The sequence below is a fragment of the Microbacterium sp. X-17 genome (genome assembly GCF_039615055.1).
On record NZ_JBDHNI010000001.1, the window covers coordinates 1,544,728 to 1,558,897 of the forward strand.

Here is a 14,170-nt window from a genome sequence, read left to right on the forward strand (position 1 = left end):
GCGATGAAGGAGAAGCTGGAGATCGTGCGGGACTGGCTGCCCCGCTACACCGGCACGCCGCTGGAGGAGTTCGGCGAGCACATCCTGCTGACCAACTTCGGCGACTACGTCTACCGGTTCGCAGAGTGGTACGGCGCCGAGGTCCGCGGCACCGACCGCTCGATGCCGAACGCGACGGCCGACGGCATCACGATGATCAACTTCGGGATGGGCAGCCCGAACGCGGCGACCATCATGGACCTGCTGAGCGCGGTGAGCCCGAAGGCGGCGCTCTTCCTCGGCAAGTGCGGCGGGGTGAAGAAGAAGAACCAGCTCGGCGACCTGGTGCTGCCGATCGCGGCCATCCGCGGCGAGGGCACGTCGAACGACTACCTGCCGCCGGAGGTGCCTGCGCTGCCGGCGTTCCAGCTCCAGCGCGGTGTCTCCACCAGCATCCGCGACGCCGGCTACGACTACTGGACCGGAACCGTCTACACGACGAACCGGCGGGTGTGGGAGCACGACGACACCTTCAAGACCTACCTGCGGCAGACCCGGTGCATGGCGGTCGACATGGAGACGGCGACGATCTTCGCGGCCGGGTTCGCCAACCACATCCCCGCCGGCGCGCTGCTGCTGGTCTCGGACCAGCCGATGATCCCGGAGGGCGTCAAGACCGCCGAGAGCGACCGCGGGGTGACCGCGCAGTTCGTGGAGCGGCACATCCGCATCGGCGTGGAGGCGCTGCGCCTCGTCCGCCGAAACGGCCGCAGCGTCCGCCACCTCCGCTTCGAGGACGCCTAACCCGCCGCCGAAACGTGACTAATCGCGGAAATCGCGCGGCGGATTTCCGCGATTAGTCACGTTTCGGGTCAGTGGCCGGTGAGGGGGGCCAGGGCGCGGGCGATGAGGGAGGGGCGGGTTGTGGCGCGCTCCTCCAGGTCGGCGCCCTCCATCGCGACCAGGCCCGCGTTGGCGCCGAGGAAGCGCAGCGGCTCGGGCTCCCAGCGGGGGGAGCGGTGGCCGACCCAGGGGAGCCCCGTGAGCTCGGTGCGGCGGCCGGCGATCAGGTCGGCGAGGGTGCGGCCGGCGAGGTTCGTCGTGCTCAGGCCGTCGCCGACGTAGCCGCCGGCCCAGGCCTCCCGCGTGTCGCGGTCGATGCCGACCGCGGCGTGCCAGTCGCGCGGCACGCCGAGCGGGCCACCCCAGTGGTGGGTGATCCGCACGCCGGCGACCGCGGGGAACAGCTCGCCCAGGGTGCGCACGAGGTGGTCGCGCACGCGCGGTGAGCGGTCGTAGGAGGCGTGGATGGCGCTGCCCAGGTGGTAGCGGGCGCCGCGGCCGCCGAACGCGATCCGGTTGTCGGCGGTGCGCTGGCCGTAGACGATCAGGTGCCGGAAGTCGGCGAAGGTCTGGCCGTGCTCGATGCCGATGCGGTCCCACACCGCGTCGGACAGCGGCTCGGTCGCGATCATCAGCGAGTACAGCGGGAGGACGCTCCGGCCGACCTGGGGGAGCTGCGAGCCGTAGCCCTCGGTCGCGTTCACGACGGTGCCCGCCGTCACGGTGCGCTCGACGTCGCCGACGCGCACGCGCACGACGCCGTCCGCCCAGCTCAGGACCTCCGTGCCCTCCGCGATCGTGGCGCCGCGGCGCTCGACGGCGCGGGCGAGGCCGCGCACGAGCTTGGCGGGATGGACGCGCGCGCAGGCGGGCGTGATGGTCGCGGCGACGGCGTCCGGGACCCCGTACCGCGCCTGGACCGTCTCGGTCCCCGCGAGGGACACCCGGTCGACGCCGAACTCCTCCGACTCGGCGAACTCGGCTCGTGCGGCGGCGAGCTGGACGCGGTCGCGGGCGAACGTCACGGTGCCGCCGCGGAGGTAGTCGCAGTCGATGTCCTCGGCGGCGGCGACGCGGCCGACCTCGGCCACGGTGTCCACCATCGCCTGCCGCTGCGCGACCGCCGCGTCCCGGCCGTAGCGCGCCGCGAGCCGGGAGGCCGACCACGGGAACAGCGCCGAGCACCAGCCGCCGTTGCGGCCGGATGCGCCGAAGCCGGCGACCTCCCGCTCCAGCAGCAGGATGTTCAGGCCCGGGTCGAGCTCCTGGAGGTAGTAGGCGGTCCAGAGGCCGGTGAGGCCGGCGCCGACGATGGCCACGTCCACGGTGGCGTCGTCCGCCAGGGCGGGGCGGGGGCGGAAGCCGTCCTCGGCCTCGGCGATCGAGTCGAACCAGAAGCCGACACTGCGGTAGTCCACGTCACTCCTCATTGCGTCACGGAAAAAGAGAACGAGCCCGCGCCCCGCCCAAGTGGTGCGGTGCGCGGACTCGTCCGGTGGTGCATGCCTTACAGGTGGTTGCTCGCCTCGGTGAGCACCGACTCCAGGATCTGGCGGATCTCCACGAACTCGTCCGGGCCGATGGTGAGCGGCGGGGCGAGCTGCACGACGGGGTCGCCACGGTCGTCGGCGCGGCAGTAGAGGCCCGCGTCGTACAGCGCCTTGGAGAGGAAGCCGCGCAGCAGGCGCTCCGACTCGTCGTCGTTGAACGTCTCCTTGGTCGACTTGTCCTTCACCAGCTCGATGCCGAAGAAGTAGCCGTCGCCGCGGACGTCGCCGACGATCGGGAGGTCGAGCAGCTTCTCCAGCTCGGCGCGGAACAGCGGCGAGTTCTCGCGGACGCGCTCGTTGAGGCGCTCCTCCTCGAAGATGTCCAGGTTCTCCAGCGCCACGGCGGAGGACACCGGGTGACCGCCGAACGTGTAGCCGTGGTAGAACGACGTGTTGCCGTGCTTGAAAGGCTCGTAGATCCGGTCGCTGATGATCGTGGCGCCGATGGGGGAGTACCCGGAGGTCATGCCCTTGGCGCAGGTGATCATGTCGGGCACGTAGCCGTACTGGTCGCAGGCGAACATGTGGCCGATGCGGCCGAAGGCGCAGATGACCTCGTCGCTGACCATGAGCACGTCGTACTTATCGCAGATCTCGCGCACCCGCTGGAAATAGCCGGGAGGCGGCGGGAAGCAGCCGCCGGAGTTCTGCACCGGCTCCAGGAAGATCGCGGCGACGGTCTCGGGACCCTCGAACTGGATCATCTCCTCGATGCGGTTCGCGGCCCAGACGCCGAAGGCCTCCACGTCGTCGGTGGGAGCGCCCATCTCGCCCGCGCGGTAGAAGTTGGTGTTCGGGACGCGGAACCCGCCGGGGGTGAGCGGCTCGAACATCTCCTTCATTGCCGGGATGCCGGTGATGGCCAGCGCGCCCTGCGGGGTGCCGTGGTATGCGACGGCGCGGGAGAGCACTTTGTGCTTGGTCGGGCGGCCCTGCAGCTTCCAGTAGTACTTGGCCAGCTTGAAGGCGGTCTCGACGGCCTCGCCGCCGCCGGTGGAGAAGAAGACGCGGTTGAGGTCGCCCGGCGCGTAGTGCGCGAGGCGGTCCGCGAGCTCGATCGCGTTCGGGTGGGCGTAGGACCAGATCGGGAAGAAGGCGAGCTGCTCGGCCTGCTTCGCGGCCACCTCGGCGAGGCGCTTGCGGCCGTGGCCGGCGTTCACCACGAACAGGCCGGAGAGGCCGTCGATGTAGCGCTTGCCGTGGTCGTCCCAGATGTGGTGACCCTGGCCGCGGGTGATGATCGGGACGCCGTGGCCCTCCTCCATCACCGACTGGCGCGCGAAGTGCATCCAGAGGTGGTCGCGCGCCTTCGCCTGCAGGTCCGCCTCATCGGGTGTGATGGGCTCACCGAACGTTTCAACGGTTGTCGTCATTGTTATCGCGTTCCCCAGTTGTAGAACTGTTTGTGGAGTTTGAGGTACACGAACGTCTCGGTGGAGAGCACTCCCTCGAGGGTCCGGATCTCGGAGTTGAGCATGGTGATGAGGTCGAGGTCGTTCTCGCACACGACCTCCGCGAGGATGTCGTACGTCCCCGCCGTGAGGACCACGTAGTCCACGGCGGGCATCGCTGCGAGCTTGTCCGCGATCACCAGCGTGTCGCCGGTGACGCGCACACCGATCATCGCCTGGCGGTAGAAGCCGAGCTGCATCGGATCGGTGACGGCCACGATCTGCATCACACCCGACTCGGTCAGCTTCTGCACGCGCTGACGCACGGCCGCCTCGCTGAGACCGACGGCCTTGCCGATCTCCGCGTAGGACTTCCGGCCGTCCACCTGCAGCTGCTCGATGATCGCTTTGGAGACGTCGTCGATGACCGCAGCCTTCGTGCCGTTCGTTGCCCGAGGGGTACTCATGGAGCGATTCTGTCAGTGGCGGGGCGGTCTAGCAAGCGAATCCGCACATTACTGGCCGATTCACTGACGAAATCAGTAGACTCCCCGCCATGAGTTCACCGCTGAGCACGACCACCACACCCGAACTGCACAACTTCGTCGCCGGAGCGCGCACCGCCGCGCGCGGGAGCGACAGCATCTCCCTGATCGACCCCGCGACCGAGGACGTGTACGCCACCGCCCCTGTCTCGACGGCGGAGGACGTCGCCGACGCGTACCGCGCGGCCGAGGCCGCCTTCGAGGTGTGGGGGAGCACCACGCCGGGAGAACGCCAGCTCGCGCTGTTCCGCATCGCCGACGCGATGGAGGCGCGCGCCGAGGAGTTCGCCGACGCCGAGTCGCAGGACACCGGCAAGCCGCGCGGCACGCTGGTCGAGGACGAGATCCTGCTGTCCGTCGACCAGATCCGTTTCTTCGCGGGAGCCGCCCGCAACCTGGAGGGGCGCTCGGCGGGCGAGTACATGCCGGACCACACCTCCTTCATCCGCCGTGAGCCGATCGGCGTCGTCGGCCAGGTGACGCCCTGGAACTACCCGCTCAACATGGCGGTCTGGAAGTTCGCCCCCGCGCTGGCCGCCGGAAACACCACCGTGCTGAAGCCCTCCGACACCACCCCGCTGTCGACGCTGCTGCTGGCGGAGGTCGCGAGCGAGTTCCTGCCGGCCGGCGTGCTCAACGTCGTGCTCGGCGACCGCAGCACGGGAGCCGCCATGATCGACCACCCGACCCCGCAGCTCGTCTCGATCACCGGCTCGGTGCGTGCGGGCATGGAGGTCGCACGCGCCGCCTCCTACGACCTCAAGCGCGTGCACCTGGAGCTGGGCGGCAAGGCGCCGGTGATCGTATTCGACGACGCCGACATCCAGAAGGCCGTCGAGGGGATCGTCGCGGCCGGGTACTTCAACGCCGGCCAGGACTGCACGGCGGCGACGCGCCTGCTGGTGCAGGAGGGCGTGCACGACGAGTTCGTGGCGGCGCTCGCCCAGTACGCGCGCGAGAACGCCCGCACCGGCGCACCGCGCGAGGACGGCATCCTCTACGGCCCGCTGAACAACGCGAACCAGCTCGCCCAGGTGAGTGGCTTCGTGGACCGGCTGCCCGAGCACGCGAACGTGGAGCTCGGCGGCCGCCGCCAGGGCGACCGCGGCTACTTCTGGGAGGCCACCATCGTGTCGGGGCTGCGCCAGGACGACGACGCGGTGCAGAACGAGATCTTCGGGCCGGTCCAGACCGTCCAGAAGTTCACCGACGAGGCGGAGGCGCTGCGCTGGGCCAACGGCGTGCGCTACGGCCTGGCCTCCTCGGTGTGGACGAAGGACCACGGCCGCGCGATGCGTTTCGCCAAGGGCCTCGACTTCGGCTGCGTGTGGATCAACACCCACATCCCGATCGTCGCCGAGATGCCGCACGGCGGCTTCAAGCACTCCGGCTACGGCAAGGACCTGTCGATGTACGGCTTCGAGGACTACACGCGCCTCAAGCACGTCATGTCGTACATCGGGGAGTGATCAGGCGCGCCTGCGCAGCGTGACGATCAGGGTGCCGGCTGCGAGGAGCGGCAGCACCCACAGCGACGCCGCGACGTACCCGCCCGCTGGGGGCACGAGCGCCCCGGCGGGCGTCGCCGCGGCCAGCAGGAGGCCGGCGAGGGCGCTCCCGATGCTGAAGCCGACGCTGCGCGTGGGCATCAGTCACCTTCGAAGAAACTACGGGCGGCCAGCGGGCAAGCGGAATGCCGGGCGAGGCTGTCATGATGTCCCACATGGCATCCACGCACTGTCCCTTCTGTGAACGACACTCTCATATGACTGTCCAATGGGCGGACGTCAGGTCGGTACAGCGTGGGCAGGTCATGACGTCACTCCTGCAAGGCACAGCGATATGCGACAACTGTGGGAGGGCGAGTTTAGGGGTGTCGGACACATACCCCTCGGCCGGCCTTCCGAGCATGAGTTTCGAGCGAGCAACCATCATGACGTGGTACCCCGCGTCGGGAGAGTCACCAGAGTTTGAAGACGTGCCTGCCGACATCGCAGCGGCAGCGAAGGAGGCACACTCCGCCGCTAGCATCAACGCCGTCATGGCTGCAATCCTGATGGCGCGCACTGTCGTGGAAGCAACGGCCAAGGACAAAGGCATCACCACAGGCAGCCTTTATCAGAAGATTGACGCGATGGCTGTCGCATCGCTAATTCGGGCGAGCACGAACGAAGCCGCTCACGAGATTCGTCACATGGGCAACGACATGGCGCACGGCGACATCAGTGATGTTCCGTCAAGCGACGACGCTTCCGAAGTTCTGGCACTGATGGACGAAGTCCTGAACGAGGTGTATCAGGGACCTGCTCGCACGGCGAGAATCAAGGCGAAGCGAGCGACTTCCTAGCGTTATCGACGCGACCCCATGGTTGCTCGCGCCGTGATGGCGACGTGCCTCATCGCCTCTCGGTCTGCCTTGTCATGCGGCACTCTCGTCCTTGAGAGCCCGGTTACGGGCGGCCAGCCGAGCGTCCACTGCGCCGCCGCGAGCGGCACGCGCAGGGTGGTCGCCACCGAGGTGATCAGCGGAGCGCTCAGGCTCCCGACCACCGCGACGACCAGGGCGACGGCGACGAGCGCGGCGCTGAGCCGCGGTGCCGGCCGGTCGGAGGTCATCGACCGCAACACTACGCGACACGCCGTCCGCCCTTAAACATCCGTTCCTATAGGTATTCGGCTCGCCCTCCGCTACGCTGCCTGGCACACACATCGTCGTGTGCGGCTGACCCGGAAGGCATTCGATGTCCTCAGAACCCTCGTCCTCGGCCCATCTCGGAGACGGCGAGCACCTCGCCGTCCTCGGGTACGAGGACTCCTTCAACCGGTCCATGACCCTGTGGGCCAACTTCGCTCTCGGATTCACGTACCTCTCGCCGCTCGTCGGCGTCTACTCGCTGTTCGCCGTCGCGATGGCGACCGGAGGCCCGCCCTCCATCTGGTGGATCGTCATCGTCGGCGCCGGCCAGTTCCTGGTGTCGCTCGTCTTCGGGGAGGTGGTCTCGCAGTACCCCATCCACGGCGGCATCTACCCGTGGGCGCGTCGGCTGTGGGGCCGGCGGTACGCGTGGATGGCGGCCTGGGTCTACATCTGGGCGATGATCGTGACCATCACCGCGGTGGCGTCGTACGGCAGCGGGTTCCTCGCCAGCCTGTTCGGCCTCCCCGCCACCAAGGAGGTCACCCTCGGGCTGACCGTGCTGCTGCTGGTCGTGGCGCTCGGGCTGAACTTCACCGGGACGAAGACGCTGGCGACCGTGGCCCGCATCGGGCTGTCGGCGGAGCTCATCGGCGTGATCGCGGTGGGCCTCTACCTGCTGATCTTCCAGCGCAAGCACCCGTTCTCGGTGTTCTTCGACACGATGGGCGTCCAGGGCCACGGCTCGTACCTGGTGGCATTCCTCGGCGCGGCGCTCGCGGGGCTGTTCCTCTTCTACGGCTTCGAGGCGTGCGGCGACGTCGCCGAGGAGGTCGCGAACCCGGCCAAGCGCATCCCGCTCGCCATGATGATGACGATCCTGGTCGGCGGCGTGTCCGCGCTGTTCGCGTTCGGCGGCTACATCCTGGCAGCGCCCGACCTGGCGAAGATCGTGGCGGGCAAGGACGTCGACCCGATCCCGGAGATCCTGCAGTCCGCCCTCGGCGACGTCGGCGCGAAGATCTTCCTCGTGGTCGCGGTGACGGCGTTCCTGTCCTGCGTGCTCAGCCTGCAGGCGGCGGCGAGCCGGCTGCTGTTCTCCTTCGCGCGCGACGGGATGATCCCGGCGCACCGCTGGCTGTCGCGGGTGTCGCCGCGCACCAAGGTGCCGGTGAACGCGCTGATCGTGGCGTGCAGCATCCCGGTGGTGATCAGCCTGATCGTCTACCTCGGGCCGGACGGCCTGATCACCCAGGTGACCGCGTTCGCGGTGCTCGGCATCTACGTGGCGTTCCAGTCGGTTGTGCTCGCGTCGCTGCGGCAGCGGGTGAAGGGCTGGCGTCCGGCCGGCCCGTTCTCGCTGGGACGCGGCGGGATGGTCGTCAACATCCTGGCGCTGGCCTACGGGATCTTCGCGATGGTGCTGCTGGCCTGGCCGACGAGCACGGGCAACTGGTTCAACGACTGGATCGTGCTCATCGGCCTCGGGATCGTCGCGGGCGCCGGACTGCTGTACCTGTTCCTCGCGCGGCCCGACCGCGCGTCGGACGCGCCGGCGGGCGACGCCATTCGGGTGGCGGAGCTGCTCCGGGCGCACCGGAGCGGGACGGTCGCGCCCGCGGCCACCGCGGAGCCGGCCCCGGCCGACTGACCCGGGCGCGGCTCGCCGTCGGAACTGTGCACCGACGGCCGGCCGCGCTCCCGGGCGTCCAGGGGTGGGCACCACCCCCGATCACCGTAACCCAACGGGGGGGTGGGGCCCCCGCTGCCCGCGTCCTGCGCGGGGGCGGCCCCCCCCCCCCCGCTACGGTGGGTGGGGGCGGGTCAGGACTCGCGGCGGGGGATGCCGAGCGGGTTGTTGTCGCGGAGCTCGGGAGGCAGGACCTCCTGCGGCGCGTCCTGGTACGCGATCGGCGCCAGCCAGCGGCGGATGGCCGTCGCGCCGACCGAGGTGTGGAGGCTCGCCGTGGTCGCCGGCCAGGAGCCGCCGTGGTGCTGCGCCCAGCCGATCGCGACGCCGGTCGGCCAGCCGTCGAACAGGAGGCGGCCGGCGATCGGGGCGACCGCGGCGGCGAGGGCGGTGACGTCCTCGCCGGTGCCGCGGTGGACGGTGGCGGTGAGCGACGGGCGCAGCGCTGCGATCAGCGCGCGGAGCTCGTCGTCGCGGTAGGAGACCAGGACCGTGACCGGGCCGAAGTGCTCCTCCAGGAACGCCTCCGGTGCGGCGAGGAACGCCGCCGCGTCGGTGAGAGCGACCGCGGGTGTGGAGGTCCCCGGCTCGTCGCAGCCGAGCAGCACCGTCACGGCGTCGTCGCCTCCCAGCGCCTCGACGGCCGACGCGTAGGCCGCGCTCATCCCCGCGGTGAGCTGACGGGAGGCCGGAGCCGAGCCGAGCGCGGCGCTCACGGCGTCGTCCACGCCCTCGCCCGAGGGCACGAACACCAGGCCGGGCTTGGTGCAGTACTGCCCCGCGTCGCGCGTGAAGGAGCCGACGAGGCCCGCGCCGATCTCGGCGGCGCGCTCACGGGCGGCCGCACGGGTCACGACGACGGGGTTGACGCTGCCCAGCTCCCCGTAGAACGGGATCGGGTCGGGCCGGGAGGACGCCAGGTCGAACAGCGCGCGCCCACCCCGCTCCGAGCCGGTGAAGCCCGCGGCGCGCACGGCGGGATGCTGGACGAGCTCGACGCCGGCCTCCATCCCCTCGACCAGCGCGAACCAGCCGGCGGGCAGCACCGACGCGGCCAACTCCGCAGTGCGGCGGGACAGCCGCGTGTGCCCGGGATGCGCCTTCACGATCACCGGGCAGCCCGCGGCGAGCGCCGACGCCGTGTCGTTCCCGAGCACCGAGAACGCGAACGGGAAGTTGGACGACGTGTAGACCGCGACCGGGCCGACCGGGCGCAGCATGCGGCGCAGGTCGGGCCGCGGCGGGATAAGCGACGGGTCGGGGGAGTCGATCGTCGCCTCCAGGTAGCCGCCCTCCCGCGCCACGCCCGCGAAGAAGCGGAGCTGCGCGGCGGTGCGGGTGACCTCCCCGTCGAGGCGGGCCTCGGAGAGGTGCGTCTCCTCGGCGGCGAGCGCGACCAGAGCGGTCCGGTCGCGTTCGAGTGCGGCGGCGAGGGCGTCGAGCCAGGCCGCGCGCTCCTCGCGGGTGGTCGGGATCAGCGCGGCGTCGGCGGCGGCCTCGGCAGCGGCGGTGACGTCGCTCATCAGAACGCCGCCAGCCCGGTCAGCGCCCGCCCGAGCACCAGCGTGTGGATCTCGTCCGTCCCCTCGTAGGTGCGCACCGACTCCAGATTGGCCATGTGCCGCATCACCGGGAATTCGCTCGTGATGCCGTCGCCGCCGAGGATGGTGCGGGCCTCCCGCGCGATGGCGAGCGCCTCCCGCACGCTGTTCAGCTTTCCGACGCTGATCTGCGTCGGGGTCAGCCGCCCGGCCTCCTTCAGCCGGCCGAGGTGCAGGGCGAGCAGCATCCCCTTCTCGTACTCCACCAGCATGTCGGCGAGCTTCTGCTGGATGAGCTGGGTCGCGCCGATCGGGCGGCCGAACACCTCCCGGGTCGTCGCGCGCTCGATGGAGACCTCCAGGCACGAGCGGGCGGCGCCCATCGCGCCCCAGACGATCCCGTAGCGGGCCTCGTTGAGGCAGGAGAACGGACCGGACAGGCCGCGCGCGCCCGGCAGCATCGCGGAGGCGGGGACGCGCACGCCGTCGAGGACGATGTCGCACTGCACCGACGCGCGCATGGAGAGCTTGCCGTCGATCGCAGTCGCGGCAAAACCTCCGGTGGAGGTCGGCACCACAAAGCCGCGCACGCCGTCCTCCGTGGCTGCCCACACGATCGCGACGTCGGCGAGTGCCGCCAGGCCGATCCAGCGCTTGGCGCCGTCGATCACCCAGTCGTCGCCGTCCCGGCGCGCGGTGGTGCTCATCGCGGCGGGGTCGCTGCCGCCCTGCGGCTCGGTGAGGGCGAAGCAGCCGATGCGCTCGCCGCGGGCCATCGGCGGCAGCCATTCGGCCTTCTGCTCCTCGGAGCCGAACTTGGAGATGGCGCTCATGGCGAGCGAGCCCTGCACCGAGACGAAGGTGCGCCAGCCGCTGTCGGCGGCCTCCAGCTCGTGGCAGACCAGGCCGTAGGCGACCGCGCCCGCTCCCGCGCAGCCAGGGTCCTTCAGGTGCATGCCCAGGAAGCCGAGCGCGCCGAGCTCGGCCACGAACTCGCGGCGGAAGTGCTTGTCCTCGAAGTCCTGCTCGATCACCGGCGCGATCCGCTCGACCGCGAAGCGCCTGGCGGCGTCGCGCCAGCGCAGCTCGTCGTCGGTGAGCAGGTGGTCGATGCTGAAGGCCTCGTCGAGTGCGGAAGCGGCGGAGGCGAGCGTCTGCGTGGTCATCGGGTGGTCCTTTCGGTGGACGGGCGGACGGCGTCCAGCCACTGGGGGTCGTGCGCGCCGAGCAGCGGCGGCGGGGTGCGGTGCACGGCGGGCGACGTGCTCAGGTGGATGGGCGTCGCGGGCTGGCGGGAGACGCGGCCGGTCTCGGGGTCGGCCGTGGTCGTCACCGGGTCGAGCCCGAGGGAGTCCGCGAACGCGAACGCCTCGCCGACGCTGTTGACGAGCCCGGCCGGGACGCGCGCGGCGCCGAGCACGGCCACCCACTCGGCGGCGGGGCGGGCGGCGAGCACCGGCTCCAGCACGGCCCGCAGGGCGGCGCGGTGGTGCACGCGCTCCTCGTTGGTCGCGAAGCGGGAGTCGGCCGCGAGCTCCGGGAGGCCGATCGCGGCGGCGAACGCGGCGAACTGCCGGTCGTTGCCCACCGCGAGCACGAGCTCCCGGTCGGCCGCGCGGAACAGCTCGTACGGCGCGATGCTCGGGTGCGCGTTGCCGAGCCGGCCGGGGGAGCGGCCGGTGGCGAGCGTGCTCGACGCCTGGTTGGTGAGAGCGGCGAGCAGGGAGCCGAGCAGGTCGACGTCGACCCGCGAGCCGAGGCCGGTGCGCTCCCGCTCGCGCAGGGCGAGCAGGATCCCGGCGAGCGCGTTCTGCCCGGTGAGCACGTCCACGAGCGCGACGCCGACCTTGCTCGGCTCGCCGTCCGGCGCTCCCGTGATGCTCATCAGGCCGCCGACCGCCTGGACGAGGAGGTCGTAGCCCGGCAGCCCGGCGCCCTCCGCCCGGCCGAAGCCGGTGATCGAGCAGTAGATCAGCCCGGGGTTGGCGGGACGGAGGCTGTCCTCGTCCAGCCCGAACCGCTCCATCACCCCCGGGCGGAAGTTCTCCACCACGACGTCGGCGGTCTCCGCGAGGGCGCGCGCGGCGGCGAGACCCTCCGGCGTGCCGAGGTCGCAGACCACCGAGCGCTTGTTGCGGTTGACCGCGCCGAAGTAGGTGGACTCGCCCGCCTCGTCCACGGGAGGCCGCCAGGAGCGCGTGTCGTCGCCGACCGGGCTCTCGATCTTGACCACATCGGCGCCGAAGTCGGCGAGCGTCATCGTCGCGTACGGGCCGGCGAGGACCCGGGAGAAGTCGGCGACGCGCAGGCCGGAGAGGATGCCGTCGGCCATGCTCGCTCCTTCGCTCGGACGGTCGATCGCACGAGCCGTCGGTTATTCATCCTATATCGAATGATTGGATCGGGTTATCGTGGGAGGCGTGACCACCTCCACTCGCGATGCTGCCGGAACGACCCGGCCGGCGCCAGGGGCGCGGGATGCGGTCTTCGCGCAGCTCTCCGACGCGGGTCGCGCCGAGCAGGTCGCGCGGCGCCTCGCCGACGCGATCGTCCTCGGCGTGCTGACCCCGGGGGAGCGGCTGCCCAGCGAGGCCGAGCTCGCCCGCCGCTTCGGCGTCGCCCTGGTCACGGCGCGCGAGGGCCTCGGGATGCTGCGCGAGGCGGGACTGGTCGAGACCCGACGCGGACGGGACGGCGGCTCCTTCGTCGTCCACCCCGGCGACGGGGACGAGGCGCTGCTCGCGACCCGGCTGCGCGGCCTGTCGCATGTGGAGCTGGGCGACCTCGCCGTCTACGTGACGGCCATCGCGGCGGGCTGCGCCGATCGCGCGGCCGAGCGCTCGACCGCCGCCGACGACGCGCGGCTGTCAGCGTGGCTGGACGCCGCCGACTTCACCGGCCCGGCCGCCGCCCGCCGGAACGCGGGGGGCTTCCTGCTGGAGCTCGCCGTGCTCAGCCAGTCGACCCGGCTGGTGCGCGAGCAGATCCGGTTGCAGGCCGAGTTCGGCCCGCTGCTCTGGCTCGGGATGCGCGACGCCGGACTGCGCGCGGGGACGGCGGACTCCGCCCGCGTGATCGCGGCGGCCGTCGCGGCGGGCGACGCCGGCGCCGCCCGGGCCGAGATCAGCGCGCTGCTGACGGGCGTCGCGCGCTGGCTGCTGGCCGCGAAGGCGCGGATCGAGACGGGAGGGACGATCGATGGCTGACGTCATAGCGACCGCGGGCGTCGAGGCCGCGGCTGAGCGCGTGAGCGCGCTGTTCGCGCGCATCCAGGAGTCGCTCGCCGGCTGGCGCGACGCGATCCTCGGAGAGGACACCGCGGCCCCGACCGCGCCTGCGACGCTCGACGCGACGGTCGGCGCGCTGGTCATCCCGCTGCTGCAGGAGGACGATCCGCTGCTCGTCGGCGCCGGGTTCATCGCCGCCCCCGAGTTCACCGGCGGCGACGACCTGCACTTCTCCTGGTGGCTCGGGCCGCTGGAGGAGAACCCGGTGTTCGGCTCCACCACCGAGCCGAGCCGGCTCGACCTGGCCTCCCGGTCGTACTCCGACTATCTGCGCGACTTCCGCTCGCTGGAGTGGTACAGCATCCCGCAGACCACGCACCGCACCCACATCACCGGACCGTACGTCGACCACCTGTGCGCGTGCGACTACATCGTCACGGTCACCTCGCCCGTCGAGCGGGACGGCCGGATGATCGGCGTCGTCGGTGTGGACGTCTACGTCAAGCGGCTGGAGCGCGAGCTGCTGCCCGCCATGCTCGGCGCCGGGCGCCCGGCGGTGCTGGTCAACGAGGCCGGACGGGCGATGGTCTCCACCGACCCGGCGGTGCTGGTCGGCGACGTGGTGGCGACGGGGGAGGACGCCGTGCGCTGCGTCGGCACCCCGTTCCGCCTGGTCTGACATCGCGCCTGGTCTGACATCGCGCCTGGTCTAACATCGGTACGACCAGTACGTCCTGCATCGGGGAGCAGCCCCGGTCCATCGTCGACC

Annotated in this window: 14 protein-coding genes; 6 read left to right on the plus strand and 8 right to left on the minus strand. The window is 71.2% G+C overall.

Annotated elements, in window-relative coordinates; translation table 11 throughout:
* Positions 1–3: 3 nt before the first annotated feature.
* The gene (locus ABCS02_RS07535; protein WP_345834965.1) at positions 4–783 is read left to right on the plus strand and encodes an AMP nucleosidase; all 780 of its coding nucleotides are present in this window, start codon (positions 4–6) and stop codon (positions 781–783) included.
* 68 nt (positions 784–851) lie between these two features.
* Here the strand turns inward: ABCS02_RS07535 and ABCS02_RS07540 are convergent, their stop codons facing one another.
* The 3 genes from ABCS02_RS07540 to ABCS02_RS07550 form a co-directional block, all read right to left on the minus strand.
* Positions 852–2,240, minus strand: a complete 1,389-nt coding sequence (locus tag ABCS02_RS07540) for an FAD-dependent oxidoreductase (protein ID WP_345834966.1) — start codon at positions 2,238–2,240, stop codon at positions 852–854.
* A gap of 89 nt (positions 2,241–2,329) precedes the next feature.
* Complete coding sequence (locus ABCS02_RS07545; RefSeq protein WP_345834967.1) at positions 2,330–3,745, minus strand: aspartate aminotransferase family protein; 1,416 nt, start codon at positions 3,743–3,745, stop codon at positions 2,330–2,332.
* A 2-nt stretch (positions 3,746–3,747) separates the two neighbouring features.
* Positions 3,748–4,230, minus strand: a complete 483-nt coding sequence (locus ABCS02_RS07550) for an Lrp/AsnC family transcriptional regulator (RefSeq protein WP_208039325.1) — start codon at positions 4,228–4,230, stop codon at positions 3,748–3,750.
* Between the two features lie 89 nt (positions 4,231–4,319).
* Between ABCS02_RS07550 and ABCS02_RS07555 the strand changes: the two genes are divergently transcribed.
* The gene (locus ABCS02_RS07555; protein ID WP_345834968.1) at positions 4,320–5,777 is read left to right on the plus strand and encodes a gamma-aminobutyraldehyde dehydrogenase; all 1,458 of its coding nucleotides are present in this window, start codon (positions 4,320–4,322) and stop codon (positions 5,775–5,777) included.
* On the opposite strand, the gene ABCS02_RS07560 is transcribed toward ABCS02_RS07555, so the two are convergent.
* The gene (locus ABCS02_RS07560; protein ID WP_345834969.1) at positions 5,778–5,957 is read right to left on the minus strand and encodes a hypothetical protein; all 180 of its coding nucleotides are present in this window, start codon (positions 5,955–5,957) and stop codon (positions 5,778–5,780) included.
* Between the two features lie 329 nt (positions 5,958–6,286).
* On the opposite strand from ABCS02_RS07560, the gene ABCS02_RS07565 reads away from it, so the two are divergent.
* On the plus strand, positions 6,287–6,655 hold the full coding sequence (locus ABCS02_RS07565; protein WP_345834970.1) for a DUF4145 domain-containing protein: 369 nt from the start codon (positions 6,287–6,289) through the stop codon (positions 6,653–6,655).
* Between the two features lie 2 nt (positions 6,656–6,657).
* Here the strand turns inward: ABCS02_RS07565 and ABCS02_RS07570 are convergent, their stop codons facing one another.
* The gene (locus ABCS02_RS07570) at positions 6,658–6,924 is read right to left on the minus strand and encodes a hypothetical protein (protein WP_345834971.1); all 267 of its coding nucleotides are present in this window, start codon (positions 6,922–6,924) and stop codon (positions 6,658–6,660) included.
* Positions 6,925–7,049: 125 nt separating this feature from the next.
* Here ABCS02_RS07570 and ABCS02_RS07575 point away from each other — a divergent pair, with 125 nt between their 5' ends.
* On the plus strand, positions 7,050–8,594 hold the full coding sequence (locus tag ABCS02_RS07575; protein ID WP_345834972.1) for an amino acid permease: 1,545 nt from the start codon (positions 7,050–7,052) through the stop codon (positions 8,592–8,594).
* A 173-nt stretch (positions 8,595–8,767) separates the two neighbouring features.
* Here the strand turns inward: ABCS02_RS07575 and ABCS02_RS07580 are convergent, their stop codons facing one another.
* The 3 genes from ABCS02_RS07580 to ABCS02_RS07590 are packed head-to-tail and all read right to left on the minus strand — an operon-like array spanning position 8,768 to position 12,506.
* On the minus strand, positions 8,768–10,156 hold the full coding sequence (locus ABCS02_RS07580; protein WP_345834973.1) for an aldehyde dehydrogenase family protein: 1,389 nt from the start codon (positions 10,154–10,156) through the stop codon (positions 8,768–8,770).
* Positions 10,156–11,340, minus strand: a complete 1,185-nt coding sequence (locus ABCS02_RS07585; protein WP_345834974.1) for an acyl-CoA dehydrogenase family protein — start codon at positions 11,338–11,340, stop codon at positions 10,156–10,158. Before ABCS02_RS07585 ends, ABCS02_RS07580 begins: the two co-directional genes overlap by 1 nt.
* Positions 11,337–12,506 carry a CoA transferase gene (locus tag ABCS02_RS07590; RefSeq protein WP_345834975.1) on the minus strand — a complete coding sequence of 390 codons (1,170 nt, stop codon included), beginning with the start codon at positions 12,504–12,506 and terminating at the stop codon, positions 11,337–11,339. The genes ABCS02_RS07585 and ABCS02_RS07590 overlap by 4 nt, the downstream gene beginning before the upstream one ends.
* Before the next feature lie 88 nt (positions 12,507–12,594).
* Here ABCS02_RS07590 and ABCS02_RS07595 point away from each other — a divergent pair, with 88 nt between their 5' ends.
* Together ABCS02_RS07595 and ABCS02_RS07600 are read left to right on the plus strand one after the other, a co-directional pair.
* Complete coding sequence (locus ABCS02_RS07595; protein ID WP_345834976.1) at positions 12,595–13,380, plus strand: GntR family transcriptional regulator; 786 nt, start codon at positions 12,595–12,597, stop codon at positions 13,378–13,380.
* Positions 13,373–14,080 carry a cache domain-containing protein gene (locus ABCS02_RS07600; protein ID WP_345834977.1) on the plus strand — a complete coding sequence of 236 codons (708 nt, stop codon included), beginning with the start codon at positions 13,373–13,375 and terminating at the stop codon, positions 14,078–14,080. The genes ABCS02_RS07595 and ABCS02_RS07600 overlap by 8 nt, the downstream gene beginning before the upstream one ends.
* Positions 14,081–14,170: the final 90 nt, after the last annotated feature.

Coding starts and splice junctions, on each gene's coding strand:
- ABCS02_RS07535 (WP_345834965.1), top strand. CDS start 4: ATGAAGGAGAAGCTGGAGATCGTGCGGGACTGGCTGCCCCGCTACACC.
- ABCS02_RS07545 (WP_345834967.1), bottom strand. CDS start 3,745: ATGACGACAACCGTTGAAACGTTCGGTGAGCCCATCACACCCGATGAG.
- ABCS02_RS07550 (WP_208039325.1), bottom strand. CDS start 4,230: ATGAGTACCCCTCGGGCAACGAACGGCACGAAGGCTGCGGTCATCGAC.
- ABCS02_RS07555 (WP_345834968.1), top strand. CDS start 4,320: ATGAGTTCACCGCTGAGCACGACCACCACACCCGAACTGCACAACTTC.
- ABCS02_RS07560 (WP_345834969.1), bottom strand. CDS start 5,957: ATGCCCACGCGCAGCGTCGGCTTCAGCATCGGGAGCGCCCTCGCCGGC.
- ABCS02_RS07570 (WP_345834971.1), bottom strand. CDS start 6,924: ATGACCTCCGACCGGCCGGCACCGCGGCTCAGCGCCGCGCTCGTCGCC.
- ABCS02_RS07575 (WP_345834972.1), top strand. CDS start 7,050: ATGTCCTCAGAACCCTCGTCCTCGGCCCATCTCGGAGACGGCGAGCAC.
- ABCS02_RS07580 (WP_345834973.1), bottom strand. CDS start 10,156: ATGAGCGACGTCACCGCCGCTGCCGAGGCCGCCGCCGACGCCGCGCTG.
- ABCS02_RS07585 (WP_345834974.1), bottom strand. CDS start 11,340: ATGACCACGCAGACGCTCGCCTCCGCCGCTTCCGCACTCGACGAGGCC.
- ABCS02_RS07590 (WP_345834975.1), bottom strand. CDS start 12,506: ATGGCCGACGGCATCCTCTCCGGCCTGCGCGTCGCCGACTTCTCCCGG.
- ABCS02_RS07600 (WP_345834977.1), top strand. CDS start 13,373: ATGGCTGACGTCATAGCGACCGCGGGCGTCGAGGCCGCGGCTGAGCGC.